The organism is Actinomadura sp. ATCC 39365 (assembly GCF_054392275.1).
Genome location: NZ_CP184335.1, coordinates 2280049 through 2298458, shown reverse-complemented (window position 1 = coordinate 2298458; position 18410 = coordinate 2280049). Strand labels below are relative to the sequence as shown.

Genomic DNA, 18410 nt, shown 5'->3' with positions numbered 1-18410 from the left:
GGGGACGCCCTCACGAGAACCGCCGGTGCCGGGGATGGCGAGCGATTCCGCGGCGGGCCGCGCGGATCTGGCGCAGGACGCGGACCGTGCCCTCCGGGCCGGGTTGCCAGCCGCGTTCGATCAACGCGTCGGCGACGTGCCGGAGGAGGCCGGCGATCTGGCCGGGGATGACGTCGCGGCGTACGGCGATCACGCGCCAGCCCAGCCGCCGCAGCTCCTCGCGGCGGACGGCGTCACGCTGCCGGTCCGCCGGCGAGGTGTGGTGCTCCTTGCCGTCGTACTCGACCCCCACCTGGTACGGCTCCCACCCCAGGTCGAGGTAGGCGCGCCGGCCGCCGCCCAGGGGCACGGCGAGCTGCGTGGTGGGCCTGGGAAGGCCGCCGTCGACGAGGACGACCCGCAGCCAGCTCTCCCGGGGCGAGGCGGCGCCCCCGTCGGCCAGGCTGAGCGTGTCGCGCAGCCGCCAGGAGTTGAGCGGACGACGCCACAACGCCTCCATGTCGACGCCCCGCCGCGCGAACTGGTCGAGCGCCGCCACCGCCTCCGGACGCGGCAACGACCGGGCGCAGTCGAGGGCCGTGCGCGCCATGGTGGTGAGCCGGACGCCCTGGTGGACGGTGACGTCGTCGGCGGGCGGTTCGCCCACGTACGTGACGCAGCCGGGGATAGCCAGGTGAGCGGGGGCGATCACCTCCACCGGCCAGTCGGCCTCGGGGACGGAGAGCATGCTCAGGCCCCAGACGTGTGCGGCCGTCTGCCGGCAGACGACGGCCTGCCGGCAGGACCGGGTGATGCGCTCGGCGCGGCCGAGCAACGAGAGTGCGGCGATCACGGGGTCCAGGGTGACGGCCTCACCCCGGCCCCCGCAGAGCCGAACCCCGTTCTGTGGACAACCGTCCGGCAACTCACTCGGCGGTCCGCGTCATCGCGGTGGCTGGTCGGTCCAGTCGGCGGTCACCCATATGAAGCCTCTGCCCCACGACAGGCCCCCGTCGCCGCCGTAGAGGTAGTTCGTCCGGATCACCCGTGCGCTCTCGGGGTCGACCACCATCCTGATCTCCGGCCCGCCGTCGGGGTTGGGGAAGCGCAGCTCCTGCCCGTCCTCGACCTCGCCGTCGTTCTCGACCCCGGGTGTCGCGGCGAGCGCCCGGAACGCCGCGGACCGGACCTCCGGCGGCGCCGGCAGCTCCGAGATCAGCGCGACCAGGGAGAACAGCGGGTCGCCACGCTGCTCGGAGGAGGTCATGGCGCTGGCGAGCCCGGGAAGCGCGGCGATCCGGGACGTCAGCGCCGCAGGCTCCGCCGGCAGCCCTTCGAGCTCGTCGATGCTCACCTCGGCCCCCTTGAGCCTGAGGGGGTTCGGGTCGGGCACGACGACCCCCGCGGGGGCGTCCGGCCGGCCCCTGGACCAGCGCCGTCCGTCCCGCGTGGTCCAGCTCTCACGGGTGGGGATGTCGACGCCGCGGTACTCGCGGGTGACGTGCCAGTAGCGTCCGGCGCCCTCGGGCGTGCGCTCGGCGCTCGCCGCGGCCATGAGCAGCACCTCCTTGCCCGAGGCCGGAGTGCCGGCGGGCGCGATCGCGCCCGTCGCGAGCACGGTGACGACCGCCGCGGCGGCTGCGAGGGCGAGCGCGGGCGCGAGCCATCCGGGCGAGCGCCCTGGCCAGGTACGGCTGCATGCCCTGAGCCGTGACGGAGGCCACGACCCGGTTCTCATGGCCTTCCAGTACGGGTTCCGGGCCCAGCCGGGCCAGCGCCCGGTAGTGGCGGATCTCCTTGCGCCGGTGCCTGGCGATCAGGTTGGTGGCCAGGCCGAACAGCCAGGGCCGCAATCCGCCGCGCTCCGGGTCGAACCGGTCGCGGTGGTCGAAGGCCAGCAGGAACGTCTCGGCCGTGATGTCCTCGGCGATCTGCGTGTCCAGCCGGCCGGCCACGTACAGGTAGATGTCGCGGAAATGGCGGTCGTGCACGAGGGTGAACAGCTCGGGGTCCCGCCGGTACCGGGCGGCCAGCTCGGCGTCGGTCAGCTGTTCGCCCGCTTCGGCGATCACGTTCTCGTCTCCGTCATCAGGCTGCCTTCACGAAGTGGTGGACGGTCACCCATGCTTCGCCGCAGGCCCGGATCGCCTTCCCGGGAGGCCGCCGCCGGTCAGGAGGCCAGTGTGCGCAGGGCGGGCAGGACGTCCTCGGCCAGGCGCTCGGCCTGGGCGCGCGGGTCGGGGCCGAGGGGCGTGAAGTTCATCGACGTGAACCCCAGGTCCACGAACGCCGCCAGGCGGTCGGTCACCTCAGCCGCCGAGCCGGCGACCACGCCGTCGCCCTCTGCGGGGGCGCCGATGCGGAAGGTGACGTTGTAGACGCACTCGACGGCGCGACCTGCCGACAGGATCCGGTCCCTCATGACCGCCGCCCGCTCCGGCGGCGCGAACCCCAGGGACGGGATCCAGCCGTCCGCCAGCCGGCCGGTGGCGTCGAGGGCGCGCGGCCCGTACGTGCCCAGCCAGATCGGGATGGGGCTGAGGGGCTTGGGCTCGATGGTGGCCCGATCGGTGCGGTAGCGGGAGCCTTCGTAGGTGAAGTCCGACTCGGCCCAGAGGCCGCGGATGACGTGCACGGCCTCGACCATGCCGTCCACCTTCTCGCGGGGCGTCGGCACCCCGAGCCCGAACGCGCGGAACTCATCGTCGGAGTAGCCGCCCCCGAGGCCGAGGATCAGCCGGCCGCCGGAGAGCCGGTGCAGCGTCTCGGCCATCTTGGCGACCATCGCGGGCGGCCGGTACGGCACTCCCAGCACCCGCGTCGCCACCCTGATCCGCGAGGTGGCGGCGGCCACCCAGGTCAGCATCGTCCACAGCTCGTACGTGGGCTCGCCGCCGCACGGGTGATCCGAGGCCGAGACGAAGTCGAAGCCCAGTTCCTCGGCCGCGCGGGCGTCACCCACGGGATCGGCCCCCGGCACCGCCGACGTCGATATGCCCAGTCCGAACACGACCCGCCTCCTCCGCTTTGGTTTACATGTAAACCTAGAGCGGAGGTCGGTTACACGTCAACTAAACTTCCGGGTCATGGAGCCCAACTGGCTGGACGACGCCGAGTTCCGGGCCTGGATCGGCTATCGCAGGATGCGCCTGCTGCTGGACGCCCAGGTCAACCGCGACCTCGCGAGCGATTCGGGGCTGTCGGCCCCCGACTACGACGTCCTGTCCGCGCTGACCTCCACGCCGGGCCACCGGTGGCGGCTCACCGCGCTGGCCGACCGCATGCTCTGGTCGAAGAGCCGCCTCTCCCGGCACATCTCGCGGATGGAGCAGCGGGGGCTGGTCACCCGGGAGGGGTTCGAGGGGGACGCGCGCGGGGCCGTGGTCGTGCTGACCGACGGAGGGTTGCGGGCCATCCAGGAGGCGGCGCCCGCCCATGTGGCGTCCGTGCGCAGGCACTTCATCGACCTGCTCTCGCGGGAGCAGATCGAGGTGCTCGCCACGATCGCCGAGACCGTCCTGGACCGCCTGCCGGACGGCGAGCAGGACAAACCGGGGTGACCCGGCGCGGTCAGACCTCGACCCACATCGGACGCCAGTCCGGCACCTCGTGGTAGCGCCGCAGCTCCGCCACCCCGGACAACATCCCGCCCCAGGCCGCGTACGGCGGGCGCTCGGCGTCGAAGCCGCTCTGCACGAGCGTCAGCCGCGTTTTGCCGGCGGACCCGGCGAGCTCCCAGGAGCTCACCCCGGGGCCGCCCCAGTCGACGGAGAACCGGCGCTCCGGCTCCAGCTCCAGCACCTTGGCCGGCGACGGGTCGTTCGCGAACCCGCCCATGGCGAACCGGCCGCCGACGTACGGCTCGATCTCGATCGGCATCCCGAACCACTTGGTCACCGTCTCCGAGTCGACCAGCGACTCGAAGACCTGGGCGGGCGCCGCGTCGATGGTGACCTCGGCGCGCAGCTCGCGCGCGGTGAAGTCGGCGCGCGGCGTGAGCGGGCGGCCCTCGACGTGCTCGGCCAGGCTGGCCAGCACCTGGAACCAGTACGTCTGCAGCACGCCCCGGATGCTGGCGCCGGTGACGACGTCCTGGAAGTCGAAGTGCGACTGCGACACCGAGACGATCGTCGCCGCGTCGCCGTCCTCCTCGACCGCGAGTTCGGCGGTCGTCTCGACGCCGTCCAGCAGCCAGGCGAACCGCACGCCGCGCTCGTCGGCCGACAGGACCCGCTGGTGCGGCGCGTCGCCCTCCGGCGTCGTACGGCCCCAGAACTCGAACCGGTCCGGCAGGTCCACCTCGACGTGCTCGGCCAGCCAGACCCGCGCCGCGACCGGATCGGTGATCGCGTGCCACACCTCCTTGACCGGCGCCTGGACGCGGACCTTCGCGATCATCGGCTCACTCATGCTCTTCTCCCTTGGGGTAACAGGCGACGGCGAGCTTGAAGGCGTCACCCTCAGCGCCGCCGTAACGAGTGAAAAGCTCCTGCAGCATGCCCTGCAGGTCGTTCAGGAACTGCTGGCGGCTCTCCGGACGTACGTGGATCTCTCCGGACAGGCCGATGGACGGCAACTCGGGCGCGTCCCGGTCGAGCGCGGCGATGTCGGCCTGGACCTCCTCCATGAGGTCGAGCAGGTAGCCCAGGCTCAGCTCGTCGCGCGCCTTGCGCAGCCCGATCCGCCCGACCAGCCGCGGCGACAACCAGTACGACCGGGCGCCGGCCTGGTAGATGCCCTCGTGGACGCCGCGCACCTTGCGCTCGGACACCAGCTCCACGAGACCGGCCTCGACCAGCCGTTTGACGTGGTAGTAGACCCGCTGCGGCGTCTGCCCGAGGCGTTCGGCGACCTCCGAGCAGGTACGCGGCTCGGCCAGTTGCCTCAGCACCTCGACCCGCTGGGGCTTGAGCAGCGCCTCGGCCTGCTCGATCTGTTCCAGATACAGGACATCTCTCATCGCAAAAACAATCTTTTACGTAAAAATCCTCTTTGTCAATGGGACAGACCAAGAGCGGCCGTAAGCAGCAAAAAGGCCCGCACCGGACCGGGCGGGCCAGAAGGTGGTGAACCGGCTCTAGGGCCAGGAACTGTCCTGATCGGGGTCGCCGCCGGCGGACAGCAGGCGCAGGTCGCTCTCGACCATCATCGCGACCAGCTCGTCGAACGACACCCGCGGCTCCCACCCCAGCTGCGCCCGCGCCTTCTTCGGGTCGGCGCACAGCAGGTCCACCTCCGCCGGGCGGTGCAGCGCCTGGTCGACCACCACGTGCCGCTCCCAGTCCAGCCCGGCGGCCGTGAAGGCGGCCTCCACCAGCTCCCGCACCGACTTCATCCGCCCGGTGCCGATCACGTAGTCCTCGGGGTTGGCGGCCTGGAGCATCAGGTGCATCGCCTTGACGTAGTCGCCCGCGTAGCCCCAGTCGCGGCGCGCCTCCAGGTTGCCCAGCCGCAGCTCCGTGGCCAGGCCGAGCTTGATCCGGGCCACCCCGAGAGTGACCTTCCTGGTCACGAACTCCGCGCCGCGCCGCGGCGACTCGTGGTTGAACAGGATCCCCGACACCGCGAACATCCCGTACGACTCGCGGTAGTTCTGCGTGAGGAAGTGCCCATACGCCTTGGCCACCCCGTACGGCGAGCGCGGGTGGAAGGCCGTGCGCTCGTTCTGCGGGGTCTCGGTGACCTGCCCGAACATCTCCGAGGACGAGGCCTGGTAGAAGCGGATCTGCCCCGGGGACGACGATCCCCCGCCCCGCGACACGCCCGAACACACCCGAATCGCCTCAAGCATCCGCAGGACGCCCATCCCGGTCACCTCGGCGGTCAGCTCGGCCTGCTCCCACGACATGGGCACGAACGAGATCGCCCCCAGGTTGTACACCTCGTCCGGCTGAACGCGTTCCACCGCGGAGATCAGCGACCCCTGGTCCAGCAGGTCGCCCCGCACCACCTGGACGTCGGCCAGCAGCTTGCGCATGCGCGAGACGCGCGGATTGGCCTGCCCGCGGGCCAGCCCCCACACCTCGTAACCCTGGTCGAGCAGGTGCTCGGCCAAGTAGGAACCGTCCTGGCCGGTGATGCCGGTGATCAGAGCGCGCCTGGCCAAGGGGTCCTCCAACTATCACGTAGGTACGGTGGCCCGCACCGCGTCCCTTTGGGACGGGAATGTACAGCTAAGCGCCTGGACGCAGCACCAAAGCCCACTAGAACCTGTTCCACCGAACCACGCTCGGTTACCTTAATGTCGCAGTTCGCACGGCCTGTGGAGACTGTTGTGAACAATTCCAGGTGACCTACCGAATGGTAGCCTTCTCGGACTAAGGTCATCTTTCACGGTACACGCCCGCCTCTTGGGGCCTTACCGCAGAAAACATGGGCCTACCGGCGGAGAAAGGGGTGTCCGTGAGCGAGGCGCTGCGGATCGCGCTGCTGTCCTATCGCAGCAAGCCCACCTGCGGCGGGCAGGGCGTCTACCTCCGGCACCTGAGCCGTGAACTGGTCGCGCTCGGCCACCACGTCGAGGTGTTCTCCGGTCCGCCCTACCCCGAGCTGGACGAGGGCGTCGTCCTGCGCGAGGTGCCCAGCCTCGACCTCTACCGGGACGAGGACCCGTTCAGGACCCCGAAGCTGGCCGAGTACCGCGACTGGATCGACCTTCTGGAGGTCGGCACCATGTGGACGGCCGGCTTCCCCGAGCCGCTCACCTTCACCCTGCGCGCCTACCGCGAGCTGAAGAAGCGCGTCGGCGACTTCGACGTCGTCCAGGACAACCAGACCCTCGGCTACGGCCTGCTCGGCATCCAGAAGCTGTTCCCCGTGGTCGGGACGATCCACCACCCGATCAGCGTCGACCGGCGGATCGAGCTGGAGGCCGCCACGGGCTACAAGAAGCTCACCATGCGCCGCTGGTACGGGTTCGTGAAGATGCAGTCCCGCGTCGCCCCCCGGCTCAGCCCGATCCTCACCGTCAGCGAGTCGTCGCTGGCCGACATCCACCGGGACTTCAACGTCCCGCAGGCCAACATGCGGCTGATCCCGCTCGGCGTGGACACCCGCTACTTCCACCCGCGCCCGGACAAGCCCCGCCGCAAGGGCTCGATCGTCGCGGTGGCCAGCGCGGACTCGCCGATGAAGGGCGTGGCCACGCTGCTGCGCGCGGTCGCCAAGCTCGCCACCGAACGCGACGTGAACCTGACCGTGGTCAGCAAGCCCACCCCCGGCGGCCCGACCGAGCGGCTCGTCCAGGAGCTGTCTCTGCAGGACCGGGTGCGCTTCGTCCACGGCATCTCCGACGACGAGCTGGGCGAGCTGATCGCCACCTCGGAGATCTCCGTGGTCCCCTCGCTGTACGAGGGCTTCTCGCTGCCCGCCGTCGAGCACATGGCCTGCGCCACGCCCCTGGTGGCCAGCCGTACGGGCGCGCTGCCCGAGGTCGTGGGGGACGCGGCCGTCCAGGTCCCGCCGGGCGACGCCGAGGAGCTGGCGGCCGTGCTGCGCCGCCTGCACGACTCCCCCGAGGAGCGCGAGCGGGTGGGCAAGGCCGGCTACGACCGGGTCATGGAGCGCTACACCTGGCACGTCGTCGCCAAGCGGACGGTCGAGGCGTACCGCGAGGCGATGGCGGCGCACAAGGGCCGCCGCTGACCCCCGAACGAAAAGCCCCAAGAGCTGATCAAGGAGAAGCGACAAAGTGCTGACCGTGGACTTCGACCGGCTCCCCGTGGGCCCCGGCGTGCGCGTGCTCGACCTGGGCTGCGGCGGCGGCAGGCACGCCTTCGAGGTGCTGCGCCAGGGCGCCGACGTCGTCGCCTTCGACATGGACCAGGCCGAGCTGGACAACGTGGCGGCCATGTTCGTGGCGATGGACAAGGCGGGCGAGGTGCCGCTGGGCGCGACCGGCGACACCGTCCAGGGCACGGCGCTGGACATGCCGTTCGAGGACGGCGGCTTCGACCGCGTCATCGCGGCCGAGGTGCTGGAGCACATCCCCGACGACATGGCCGCCATGCGGGAGATCTTCCGCGTGCTCAAGCCGGGCGGCACCGCGGCGATCACCGTGCCGAGCTTCCTGCCCGAGCGCATCTGCTGGGCCCTGGACGAGGACTACCACACCGCCCCCGGCGGCCACGTGCGGATCTACACGCTGGCCGAGCTGTCGGCCAAGCTCAAGTCCGTCGGCTTCGAGATCGGCCCGCACCACCACGCCCACGGCCTGCACGCGCCCTACTGGTGGATCAAGTGCGCGGTGGGCGTCAACAACGACGACCACCCGGTCGCCAAGGCGTACCACGAGCTGCTGGTGTGGGACATCATGAAGCGCCCGGCCGCCACCAGGATCGCCGAGGCGCTGCTCAACCCGCTCATCGGCAAGAGCGTGGTCCTCTACGTCAAGAAGCCATGATCTCCCGCGAGGAGGTCGTCCGCACGGCCCTCAGCATCGCGGCCATCCAGCAGGACGACGGCGGCGTGCCCTGGCCCGAGGGGCACGTGGACGCGTGGAACCACGTCGAGTGCCTGATGGGCATGTGCGTGGCCGGGCTGGCCGAGCCGGTGCGGCGCGGCTGGGAGTGGCTGGCCCGCCACCAGCGCCCCGACGGCTCCTGGCCGATGAAGCTGCTGGACGGCGTGGCCACCGAGGCGGGCGGCGAGTCCAACCACGCCGCCTACGTCGCCGCCGGCGTCTGGCACCACCATCTCGTCACCGGCGACCGCGAGCACGCCGAGCGCCACTGGCCCATGGTCAAGGCCGCGCTCGACTACGTGGTGGGCCTGCAGAGCGAGCGGGGCGAGATCGTCTGGGAGCGGGACGCCCACGGCCGGGCGGCGGCGTACGCGCTGCTGACCGGCTGCTCCTCGATCCACCAGGGCCTGCGCTGCGGCGTGCTGCTCGCCGACCACCTGGGCGACCCGCAGCCGCACTGGGAGCTGGCCGCCGACCGGCTGGCCCACGTGTTGTCGGCGCACCCGGAGGCGTTCGCCGACAAGAGCCGGTTCTCGATGGACTGGTACTACCCGGTGCTGGGCGGCGCGGTGCGCGGACGGCAGGCGTTCGAGCTGCTGGAGCGCGAGTGGTCCACGTTCGTGGTGCCGGGGCTCGGCATCCGGTGCGTGTCCGACCAGCCGTGGGTGACCGGGGCCGAGACGTGCGAGCTGGTGCTGGCCCTGGACGCCATGGGCGACCGCACGCGGGCCGCCGCGCTCTTCGCCGACGTGCAGCACCTGCGGCACGAGGACGGCTCGTACTGGACCGGCTGGCAGTTCGTCAACCGCAAGCACTTCCCGCACGAGCGCTCCGGCTACACCGCGGCCGCGGCCATCCTCGCCGCGGACGCGTTGCAGCGCCTGTCCCCCGGTTCCGGGCTGTTCCGCGACATCGCGGGCACGTCGGTGTCCGACCCGGAGGCGTGCGGGTGCGTGGAGCGTCAGTCCTTCAGGTCGGCGCCCCCGGGCTGACCCGGAGAGCAACCCGGAGGCGGGTCATCCGAAGACCTGCGCGCAGCGCCGCTCGTACGCCCGCCGCCAGCTCAGCCGGTACAGCACCCGCAGCGGCAGCGGCGCGGTCGCGAAGATGTGGGCGCGCTGCGCCTCGTCGGCCGCGTCGAGGGTCCAGGCGGCGACCATGGGCAGCTCGCGCCCATGGCTCCTGCTGACCGCCTTGCCCGCCTCCTCCCACCACTCGGGGCTGACGTGCGCGCGGATCAGCGGGACGATCCGCGATTCCTCCAGGTCGAGGTGGGCGTTGAGCAGCGTGTGCAGCGCGCGCAGGTCGGCGGCCTGCTCGGCGGGCGGGCGGCGGGGGCCGGTGAGCCGTTCGATCACCTCGTCCATCTCCTGGTGGTCGGACTCCAGCCGGTCCAGGACCTCGGTGGCCTCCGGGGCCAGCGAGCGCAGCAGGGGCCAGATGTTGGCGTCCTCGTCGGAGTGGTGGTGGTGCAGCGCGCGAAGCTGCATCGCGGTGTGCTCGTCGATGAGCGCCCTGCGGCTCCCGTCGCCGGGCGGGCAGCGGTCGAGCGCGTCGGCCAGGCGGCCGAAGTCGCGGCGCAGCGCGCGGTGGAAGGCCAGGAACAGCACGAGGTCGGGGCCGTTGCGGATGGTGTCTGTGGTCATGCCCCCACGATCGGCCCCACCTCTTCAGGGCGACTCAACGCGTACTTGAGACGCGCTCCGCCCACCACGTCAGCCCGGCTCCCGCACAGCGCGCGGCGGCCCGGTCGAAGTGGGCGCGGCGGGCGTCCCGGTCCTCGGCCAGCAGGCCGAGGAAGTAGCCGACCGGCCCGGTGGGGAAGGTGGCCTGCCCGATCGCCAGGCGGTCCTCGTACGGCAGCAGCCGCCGGTAGATCTGCCGGCATCCCGCCGCGTCGCCCATCGCCCGCCTGGCCAGGCCGGTGTAGCAGAGCGAGGGCAGCTCGCCGAAGTCGCGCGGCATCGCGTGCCAGGGTTCCCGCATGACCGGCGGCTCCCCGGCGTACACCGCCGACAGGACGCGGACGAGCTGCCGGTGCCCCGGGAACGGCGAGAACCGCTCGATCAGGTCCTCCTCGACCGGCCGCCCGGCGAACAGGTCCACGGCCACCAGCACCGAGGCCAGCGCCGACCGCGTGTGCCACAGGTTCAGCCGCTCCCCCGCCTCGGCCGCCGTGGTGTACGCCTCCTCCGCCCCCGCCACGTCGCCCTCGACGAGCCGCCGCGAGCCGAGGTAGAGCAGGTGCTGGAAGCGCGGCCAGGGCAGGTCGAGCCGTTCGATCAGCAGGCCGGCCCGGTGGGCGGCCTCGTCCGCGCCGCGCACGTCGTACAGCTCCAGGCGGGTGCGTTCCTGGATGAGCCGGCCGAGCAGTTCGAAACCGGGCAGGCCGAGGCCGGTCAGCTCGGTGGCGATGCCGTCCAGCTCGTGCATGCGTTCGGGGAGCTGGATCCCCTGGTAGCGGGCGTTCAGGGTGATCGCCAGCAGCCGCCGTCCCGCGCCGTTCGCGGTGAGCCTGCGGGCCATCGCCAGGGCCTCGGCGGTGGCGGTGTCGCAGCGCGGGTCCGCCGAACCGTCGTAGCGTTCCATGCCCAGGCAGCCCAGCAGGCGGCAGCGCAGCTCGGAGTCGCCTTCCGGAAGCCGGTCGAGGGTGGTCTCGATGCGCTCGACCACGTCCAGCTCCACGTCGCCGTAGGTGTGGAACTTCCACAGACCGGGGGCTTCCAGGCTGGTCAGCGCGCGGGCGGCGAGCTCGGGATCGCCGGTCCTGTCGGCGGCGCGCACGGCGTGGCCGCGCGTCTCGTGGGCGCCGTAGCCGTCCCCGGCGTCGAGCTGGGCCCGTACCAGGCTGAGCAGCAGCTCCACGTGGCGGACCGGGTCGGCGCCGGGCAGCCGTCCGTGGGTCTCGGCGGCCCGCCGCCACCAGGTCACGGCGTCGTCGTACGCGTGCCGCCCGGACGCCTGCCCGGCCGCCGCCGTGGCCCACCGTACGGCGTCGGCGGCTGCCGCCGGGCCCGCGGCCAGGGCGTGCGCGGCCAGCGCGGTCAGGTCGGCGGCCGGACGGCGTTCGAGCGCCCTGAGCACGGCCAGGTGCAGCTCGGTCCTGCGTCCGGCGGGCAGGTCGGCGTAGCACGTCTCCCTGACCAGGTCGTGGGCGAAGGCGTGCTCCTCGTCCAGCAACCTCAGCCCGACCGCCGCCGCCACCGCCTCCTCGACCAGCCGCACGCCGCCGTCCGCGGCCGGTTCGCCGGCCCCGGGGGTGCGGCCGGCCGTGTCCAGGGCCTCGGCCAGCAGCAGGGCGTCGGTGGCCTCGCCCGCCACCGCCGCCACCTCCAGTACCGCCCGGTAGGGCTCGGACAGCCGCCGCGACCGCTGCCGCAGCACGTCGGCGAGCCCTTCGGGAACCGCGCTGAGCGCCCGCGGCAGCCCTTCGTCGGCGGCCAGGCGCAGAGTCTCGCGGACGAACAGCGGGTTGCCCTTGGTCCGCTCGGCCAGCGCGCCGGCGTGGGCGGCGTCCAGGCCGGACAGCTCGGCCACGGCCGCGGCGTCAAGTCCGGCCAGCGGCAGCCGCAGCGCGCCGGCGCGGGCGACCATGGCGAGCGCGTCGTACATGGCGCCGGTGCCCTCGCCCGAGCGCACGGTGATGAGCACGGCGACCCGGCCGTGCTGGAGCCGGGCGAGGTCGGCGAGCAGGCCGAGCGAGGCCGCGTCGGCCCATTGCAGGTCGTCGAGCAGCACGAGCAGCGGCCGGTCGGCCGCCAGCGCGGCGAGGTAGCCGACCACGGCGCGGTGCAGCCGGAACCTGGCCTCGCCCGCCTCGGCGTGCTCCTCGGGCGCGGCGTCGTCGAGCAGCCGCCCGAGCGCGCCGGACACGGCGGCCTCGGGCGGCACGCGGGCGGCCAGGTCGCGGACGATCTGCTGCCACGGCCACAGCGGCGGCGCGCCCGACATCTCATGACAGTGCCCCCAGGCCACGAGCCAGCCGTCCGCCTCGCGCCCGCGCGCGAACTCCTCGGCCAGCCACGTCTTCCCGATGCCCGGCTCCCCGGACAACACCGCCAGCCGGGTACGGCCGCCCGCCACGTCGGCGGCCAGCAGCGCCAGCCGGGCGAGCTGGCCGGACCGTCCCACGACCACCCGGTCCGGCTCCGCCGTCCGGACCGGCCGCGTCAGCTCCACGACCGGGCGGGTGACCACCTCGCCCAGGGCGGCGTCCTGCGTGAGGATCATCGACTCCAGCCGCTGGATGCCGTGGCCCGGGTCGAGCCCCAGCTCCTCGGCCAGGTGGCGGCGGGCGGCGCGCAGGGCGTCCAGGGCGTCGGCCTGGCGGCCGAGCCGGTACAGGGCGCGGGCCAGGGCCTCCCACAGGCTCTCGCGCAGCGGATGCGCCCTGGCCAGCGACTCCAGCTCGGCCACGGCCGCCGGGTCGGGCCCGGCCGTGACCAGGCGCTGCTCGCGCACGTCCAGGCACGCCTGTTCCAGGCGTTCGATCTCCGGCCGCAGCCACGACACGTCCGCGAACTCCTCGTACGGCGTGCCGTGCCACAGCCGCAGGGCCTCGTCGTAGGCGCCCAGGCCGGCCAGGCGGGTGAACTCGGCGGCGTCCAGCCAGTGGGCGCCCAGGGCGTACCCTGGCGGCCGGTTGACCAGGACGGCCGAGGGGGCGCGCGGCGCGCGTCCGGGTTCGAGCAGGCGGCGCAGGTTCGAGACGTAGCTGTGGAGCGTTCCCGTCGCGCGCGGTGGCGGGTCGCCGTCGTACAGGCTCTCCAGCAGCGCGTCGACCGAGACGGTGGCGCCCCTGGCGATGATGAGGCGGGCCAGCAGCAGCCGTGGCCGCGGCCCGCCGACGTCGATCGGGAGGTCGTCGAGGGAGGCCGAGAAGGGGCCGAGAACGCGGAACATCACCGCCATGCGGGGATTCTCGCACGATCACCAGAAATTGCCCCCGTGCCGGAAATATCAGCTTCCGAACACCTCAGGGGCCGCGTGCCGCAGCCGGTCCAGGCTGTCGCGGGCCGCGTCGAGCGCCTTGCGTACCGGGCCGAGCAGCACGCCGTCCCGCTTGACCGGCTCGCCGTCCACCAGGACCGTGCGGACGAGACCGGGGTGCGCGGCGAGCACCACCGCCGCGGCCGGGTCCACCACGGGGGCCAGGCCCACGGTGTCGGCGGCCACCACGATGACGTCGGCCCGCTTGCCGGGCGTCAGGCTGCCGGCGCGCTCGCTCGTCCCGGTCGCGGCGGCGCCGCCGGAGGTGGCCATGGCGAGCACGTCGCGGGCGGTCAGCGGCTCGGGGCGCCCCGACTGCCGGTGCTGGGCCAGGGCGGCGCGCATCTGCGCGAACAGGTCGCCGGACGTGGCGATCTCGGTGTCCACGCTGAGCCCGGCCACGACGCCGGCCGCCTTGAGCCGTCCGGTGGCGGGCGTCCCGAGGCCGGGCATGGTCTGCTCGATCAGCGGCGACACGCTCGCGGTCACGCCCAGGTCCGCGGCGCGCTTCAGCTCGTCGTCGGCGCAGCCGGTCGCGTGCACGAGCGTGACGGTCTCGTCGAGCAGGCCGAGCTCGTCCAGCCGGGTGACGCTGCCGGCGTTGCTCAGGTGCATCGTCGTGCGCAGGCCGAGCGCGCGGGCCAGTTCCAGGTCGCGCCTGGTCGCTTCGAGCCTGGACAGCTCGGGGCCGCGGGCGGCCAGCGCCATCGTGACGCGGCCGTGGTCGTCGGGCAGCGCCGCGCGCACCCGGTGGACGTCGTCCGGCAGCGGCTCGTCGCTGTCCACGACCCACCTCATCGGGTCGGTCTGCGGCCAGCCGTAGGCGAACACGCCCCGGATGCCGCTCTCCTGCAGCGCCTCCACGGCGGCGTCGGCGTGCTCGGGGGTGTTCTGGATGTGGGCCCAGTCCACGAGCGTGGTGATGCCGGCGTCCAGGGCGGCCAGCGCGCCGAGCAGCGTGGCGGCGCGCACGTCCTCGGGGCCGATGGCCGGGCCGAGCCGCACGAAGGCCGCGCCGGCGTAGTCCATGAGGCTCCAGTCCAGGCCGAAGTGCCTGGTGGCGGACTGCCAGGTGTGCCGGTGGGTGTCCACCAGGCCGGGGAGCACGATCCCGCCGGTCGCGTCCACGACGGCCGCGGCCTCGGGCCGTTCGCCGGCGGGCAGCACGTCCGCGATGAGCCCGTCCCGTACGGCGATGGTCGCGGGCCCGTCGGGTACGGCCGGGTCCATGGTGATCAGGTGGCCGCCGAAGATGACGAGGTCGTAGGGGGGCATCTCTTCTCCTCCTGGTCCGTTCGGGAACGTCCGTAGTTCTCGCACGTCCCGCTTGTGGGCCACTGAAGAGGCGGGTTTGAGTCGGGGCCAAGTGACGCAAGGGCTTTTGCGGGTTCTTTGCCGGGGACATCCGGTGCGCCGCCGGTGAACGGCGCAATGGGGTTACTAGCTTCGTGTCTGGCCGTAGGAGGCGTCTTCGGGGGAAGCGTGGGCGACACGGGCACAACAGCGTTCTTGGACCAGGTCAGGATCGAGCCGACACTGTCCCCGGCGAGGGGGCTGCGGAGGTTTCTGGCCAAGGATCCTTCGGAGTCCGATCTGGGCCTGCGCAGGTTCCGGCTGCGCCCCGGGACTCCCCGGACAGTCTTCACGGATTCCGAGAAGTCGTACGTGTTCGGCTTCAACGCGGTGATGTCGCGGGAAGTCGAGAAGATCGAAGACCTCTCACCCGAGCAGCGGCCTTTCGGCCACGAGGGCGCGGCGGCCGCCTGCACCGTCCTCGACCTGCTCACCTTGACCCGGGGCCGGCGCCTTCACGAGCTACTGGCCGGCCCCGCCCAGCATCACCGCCACGCCGCGTACGTCGGCGCCGGACGCGGCTACGCGCTGCTGCGGCTGCGTCCGGTCTGGGGCGCGCGGCGGGCGCACCCGCTGATGCGCTGGCTGGCCGTGGACGGGTTCGGCTTCCAGTGGAGCCTGTCGCGCGCCGACCGCATGGTGGGCCGCAGGAGCATGCCCGACCTGCTCACCCGGGCCCACTGCGCGGTCTTCGACCAGGGCCTCGGCCGGCTGCTGTGGTACCACGACTGCGCCTCGCCGGACGACGTCGGCGCGCGCATCGCGGGCTTCCCGGCGAGCCGGCGGGCCGACCTGTGGAGCGGCGTGGGGTTCGCGGCCACGTACACGGGCGGCGCCGACAGCGACGAGCTGTGGTGGCTGACCGAGCACGCCGGCGCCGACGGTTTCCGCGCCCACCTGGCCCAGGGCTGCGCCTTCGCGGTCACGGCGCGGCTGCGGTCGGGGGCGCTGCCGGACCACGCGCGGCTGGCCGTGCCGATCCTGGCCGACGCCGCGCCCGACGAGGCGGCCGCCTGGACCGACCAGGCGCTGCTGGCCCTCGGCCACGACGCCCACACCCACGAGGACTTCCAGCGCTGGCAGGCCCACACCCGCCGGTCGTGGAACCGCCGTCACCGGCGCTAGACGTCCTGGCCGACGCGTTCGAGCACGCGCAGCGAGCCCTCGGCCGACACCTCGCGGAAGGCGCCCGACTCAAGGGCCCGCAGGTAGACCCGGTAGGGGGCCTGCCCGCCGTCGGCCGGGTCGGGATAGATGTCGTGGAAGACCAGCGCGCCGCCCTCCATGACGTGCGGCGCCCAGCCCTCGTAGTCGCGGGTCACCGGCTCCTCGGAGTGGCCGCCGTCGATGAAGAGCATGCCGAGCGGCGTGTTCCACAACGCGGCCACCCGGTCGGACCGCCCGACGACGGCGATCACCTCGTCCTCCAGCCCGGCGGCGGCGATGGCGGCGCGGAAGAAGGGCAGGGAGTCCATCTGCCCGAAGCGCGGGTCCATCAGGGCCGGGTCGTGGTGCGCCCAGCCGGGCTGGATCTCCTCGGAGCCCCGGTGGTGGTCGACGGTGACGACCACCGAGCCGGTGTGCCGGGCCGCCGCGCCCAGGTAGATCGCCGACTTGCCGCAGTAGGTGCCGATCTCGCAGAGCGGCCCCAGGCCGCCGTACCGGCAGGCCGCCTCGAACAGGGCCAGCCCCTCCTTCGGCGGCATGAATCCCTTGGCGTGCTCCGCTGCCTGCAGCAGCTCCGGCGGCATCGTCATAGGCATGCACCCTAGCCGAACCGAACAACATTCCAGGGACCTCTTGCCGTGCTTCTTTGCAACCTGTTCTACTTGGCACGTGAATCAGCGCGCTCGTATCGCGATGTCCGACGACGAGGTCACAGCGTTCCTGGAGGGTTCGCGCAAGGTCCAGCTCGCGACCATCAACCCCGACGGGACGCCGCACCTGGTGACCATGTTCTACGGGCTGGACGAGGGCCGCATCGCCTTCTGGACGTACGGCAAGGCGCAGAAGGCACGCAACCTGGCCCGCGACCCGCGGGTGAGCTGCCTGGTCGAGGCGGGCGACGACTACGACCAGCTCCGCGGCGTCCTCGTGTACGGCGTCGCCGAGCAGGTGGACGACCGGGACCGGGTGCTCGACATCGGCATGATGATCGCGCGCAGGATGACGCCGGGCGTGCCGGACGACCTGCTGACCCCCTATGTCGAGCAGACCGGCAGAAAACGGATCGCCTACGTCGTCGAGCGCACCAAAGTGGTCTCATGGGATCACAGGAGGCTCACATGAAGGTCAAGGTCGACGAACTGGTCTGCGAGGCCAACGCCGTGTGCATGGGGCTCGCGCCCGAGGTCTTCGAGGTGGACGACGACGACCAGCTGCACATCCTGCTCCCCGAACCACCCCCCGAGATGCAGGACCGCGTCCGCAGCGCGGTCAGGTCCTGCCCGAAAGCCGCCCTGTCGCTAGAGGACTAGCCGTAGCCGGAGGAGGAACCCCATGCGCGCCGCGATCCTGCACGCCGTAGGCAACGACAAGCTGGACATCCGCGACGACATCACCCTGGCCCCCGTCGGGCCGACCGATGTCCGCGTACGGATCAGAGCCACGGGTGTGTGCCACTCGGACCTGTCGGCCATGTCCGGCGTGCTTCCGCAGCCGGTGCCGCTGATCCCGGGCCACGAGGGGGCGGGCGAGGTGGTCGAGGTGGGCGAGCACGTCACCTCGGTCGCGCCGGGCGACCACGTCGTGATCAGCTGGCGCCCGGCCTGCCAGTCCTGCGACCTGTGCGTGGGCGGGCAGCCGTACATGTGCATGAAGTACGTCATCGAGTCCTTCAGCAAGGGCAACTTCCGCTTCGGCGGCGACAACGCGACGGCGTTCGGCATGGCGGGCTGCGGCACCTGGGCCGAGGAGGTCATCGTGCCCTGGCAGGGCGCGATCAAGATCGACGACGACGTGTCGTGGGAGGCGGCGGCCCTGATCGGCTGCGGCATCACGACCGGCGTCGGCGCCGCGATCAACACCGCCAAGGTGCGTCCCGGCTCCACGGTCGTGGTGATCGGCTGCGGCGGCGTCGGCCTGTCGGTCATCCAGGGCGCCCGCGTCTCCGGAGCCAGGACGATCCTCGCCGTCGACCCGCTGGAGTCCAAGCACGCCCTGGCCAGAAAGGTCGGCGCGACGCACGCGGTCACGCCCGAGCAGGTCCCCGAGGCCCTGAACGAGCTGACCGGCGGCAGCGGCTTCGACTACGGCTTCGAGGTCGTCGGCAAGTCGGCGACCATCCAGAGCGCCTGGCAGCTCACGCGGGCGGGCGGCGACGTCATCGTGGTGGGCGCCGGCGCGCTGGACGACATGGTCTCCATCTCCGCCTTCAGCCTGCTGTTCGAGGGCAAGAAGCTGCTGTCCAGCCTGTACGGCGAGGCCGACGTGCGGCACGACTTCCCCTACTTCGCCAAGCTCCACAAGGCGGGACAGCTCGACCTGGAATCCCTGATCAGCGCCCGCATCCGGCTCGGCGACCTGAACGACGCCGTCGCGGCCCTGCGCGGCGGCGAGGTGCTCCGCCAGATCGTCATCATGGACTAATGGGACCTACCGGGTCGGCCTCGCTGGCAGACTCGGTGCC

General features: G+C 72.5%; 19 protein-coding genes. 8 read left to right on the top strand and 11 right to left on the bottom strand.

The features are described 5' to 3' along the window. Nucleotides 1-10 precede the first annotated feature (10 nt). The 4 genes from ACNF49_RS11635 to ACNF49_RS11620 form a co-directional block, all read right to left on the bottom strand. Complete coding sequence (locus tag ACNF49_RS11635; RefSeq protein WP_482943665.1) at nucleotides 11-832, bottom strand: type IV toxin-antitoxin system AbiEi family antitoxin; 822 nt, start codon at nucleotides 830-832, stop codon at nucleotides 11-13. Nucleotides 833-922: 90 nt separating this feature from the next. Next, a complete protein-coding gene (locus ACNF49_RS11630) occupies nucleotides 923-1543 on the bottom strand; it encodes a CU044_5270 family protein (protein ID WP_482943664.1) in 621 nt (206 codons plus the stop codon). Further along, complete coding sequence (locus tag ACNF49_RS11625; protein ID WP_357973465.1) at nucleotides 1440-2051, bottom strand: RNA polymerase sigma factor; 612 nt, start codon at nucleotides 2049-2051, stop codon at nucleotides 1440-1442. Before ACNF49_RS11625 ends, ACNF49_RS11630 begins: the two co-directional genes overlap by 104 nt. Before the next feature lie 98 nt (nucleotides 2052-2149). Next, on the bottom strand, nucleotides 2150-2989 hold the full coding sequence (locus ACNF49_RS11620) for an LLM class flavin-dependent oxidoreductase (protein WP_482943663.1): 840 nt from the start codon (nucleotides 2987-2989) through the stop codon (nucleotides 2150-2152). Nucleotides 2990-3065: 76 nt separating this feature from the next. On the opposite strand from ACNF49_RS11620, the gene ACNF49_RS11615 reads away from it, so the two are divergent. Next, a complete protein-coding gene (locus tag ACNF49_RS11615; RefSeq protein WP_482943662.1) occupies nucleotides 3066-3539 on the top strand; it encodes a MarR family winged helix-turn-helix transcriptional regulator in 474 nt (157 codons plus the stop codon). 10 nt (nucleotides 3540-3549) lie between these two features. Here ACNF49_RS11615 and ACNF49_RS11610 read toward each other — a convergent pair whose 3' ends face one another. From ACNF49_RS11610 to ACNF49_RS11600, 3 genes are all read right to left on the bottom strand, one after another. Further along, nucleotides 3550-4389 (bottom strand): SRPBCC family protein, encoded by an 840-nt coding sequence (locus ACNF49_RS11610; RefSeq protein WP_482943661.1) that lies wholly within the window; start codon nucleotides 4387-4389, stop codon nucleotides 3550-3552. Continuing rightward, a complete protein-coding gene (locus tag ACNF49_RS11605; protein ID WP_352324016.1) occupies nucleotides 4382-4939 on the bottom strand; it encodes a helix-turn-helix domain-containing protein in 558 nt (185 codons plus the stop codon). The genes ACNF49_RS11610 and ACNF49_RS11605 overlap by 8 nt, the downstream gene beginning before the upstream one ends. A 117-nt stretch (nucleotides 4940-5056) precedes the next feature. Further along, on the bottom strand, nucleotides 5057-6085 hold the full coding sequence (locus ACNF49_RS11600; RefSeq protein WP_357973477.1) for a GDP-mannose 4,6-dehydratase: 1029 nt from the start codon (nucleotides 6083-6085) through the stop codon (nucleotides 5057-5059). A 266-nt stretch (nucleotides 6086-6351) separates the two neighbouring features. Here ACNF49_RS11600 and ACNF49_RS11595 point away from each other — a divergent pair, with 266 nt between their 5' ends. The 3 genes from ACNF49_RS11595 to ACNF49_RS11585 are packed head-to-tail and all read left to right on the top strand — an operon-like array spanning nucleotide 6352 to nucleotide 9432. Further along, on the top strand, nucleotides 6352-7623 hold the full coding sequence (locus tag ACNF49_RS11595; protein WP_357973480.1) for a glycosyltransferase family 4 protein: 1272 nt from the start codon (nucleotides 6352-6354) through the stop codon (nucleotides 7621-7623). A 46-nt stretch (nucleotides 7624-7669) separates the two neighbouring features. Beyond that, nucleotides 7670-8380, top strand: coding sequence for a class I SAM-dependent methyltransferase (locus ACNF49_RS11590; RefSeq protein WP_482943660.1), 711 nt, complete (start codon nucleotides 7670-7672; stop codon nucleotides 8378-8380). After that, a complete protein-coding gene (locus ACNF49_RS11585) occupies nucleotides 8377-9432 on the top strand; it encodes a prenyltransferase (RefSeq protein ID WP_482943659.1) in 1056 nt (351 codons plus the stop codon). The genes ACNF49_RS11590 and ACNF49_RS11585 overlap by 4 nt, the downstream gene beginning before the upstream one ends. A gap of 24 nt (nucleotides 9433-9456) precedes the next feature. Here the strand turns inward: ACNF49_RS11585 and ACNF49_RS11580 are convergent, their stop codons facing one another. Genes ACNF49_RS11580 through ACNF49_RS11570 form a run of 3 tightly spaced genes read right to left on the bottom strand, consistent with a single transcriptional unit; the run spans nucleotide 9457 to nucleotide 14704 of the window. Next, a complete protein-coding gene (locus ACNF49_RS11580) occupies nucleotides 9457-10086 on the bottom strand; it encodes a hemerythrin domain-containing protein (protein ID WP_482943658.1) in 630 nt (209 codons plus the stop codon). Between the two features lie 34 nt (nucleotides 10087-10120). Continuing rightward, complete coding sequence (locus tag ACNF49_RS11575) at nucleotides 10121-13351, bottom strand: ATP-binding protein (RefSeq protein WP_482943657.1); 3231 nt, start codon at nucleotides 13349-13351, stop codon at nucleotides 10121-10123. Nucleotides 13352-13399: 48 nt separating this feature from the next. Beyond that, entirely contained in the window at nucleotides 13400-14704 is a 1305-nt protein-coding gene (locus ACNF49_RS11570; protein WP_482943656.1) for an amidohydrolase family protein, read from the bottom strand. A 156-nt stretch (nucleotides 14705-14860) separates the two neighbouring features. Here ACNF49_RS11570 and ACNF49_RS11565 point away from each other — a divergent pair, with 156 nt between their 5' ends. Next, on the top strand, nucleotides 14861-15907 hold the full coding sequence (locus ACNF49_RS11565) for a DUF1702 family protein (RefSeq protein WP_357973498.1): 1047 nt from the start codon (nucleotides 14861-14863) through the stop codon (nucleotides 15905-15907). On the opposite strand, the gene ACNF49_RS11560 is transcribed toward ACNF49_RS11565, so the two are convergent. Beyond that, nucleotides 15904-16533, bottom strand: a complete 630-nt coding sequence (locus tag ACNF49_RS11560; protein ID WP_482945515.1) for a class I SAM-dependent methyltransferase — start codon at nucleotides 16531-16533, stop codon at nucleotides 15904-15906. The genes ACNF49_RS11565 and ACNF49_RS11560 overlap by 4 nt on opposite strands. 85 nt (nucleotides 16534-16618) lie before the next feature. Between ACNF49_RS11560 and ACNF49_RS11555 the strand changes: the two genes are divergently transcribed. The 3 genes from ACNF49_RS11555 to ACNF49_RS11545 are packed head-to-tail and all read left to right on the top strand — an operon-like array spanning nucleotide 16619 to nucleotide 18370. Next, nucleotides 16619-17071 (top strand): pyridoxamine 5'-phosphate oxidase family protein, encoded by a 453-nt coding sequence (locus ACNF49_RS11555; protein ID WP_357973501.1) that lies wholly within the window; start codon nucleotides 16619-16621, stop codon nucleotides 17069-17071. Then, entirely contained in the window at nucleotides 17068-17259 is a 192-nt protein-coding gene (locus tag ACNF49_RS11550; RefSeq protein WP_352324009.1) for a ferredoxin, read from the top strand. The genes ACNF49_RS11555 and ACNF49_RS11550 overlap by 4 nt, the downstream gene beginning before the upstream one ends. Before the next feature lie 22 nt (nucleotides 17260-17281). After that, nucleotides 17282-18370 (top strand): Zn-dependent alcohol dehydrogenase, encoded by a 1089-nt coding sequence (locus tag ACNF49_RS11545; protein WP_357973504.1) that lies wholly within the window; start codon nucleotides 17282-17284, stop codon nucleotides 18368-18370. Nucleotides 18371-18410 lie beyond the last annotated feature (40 nt).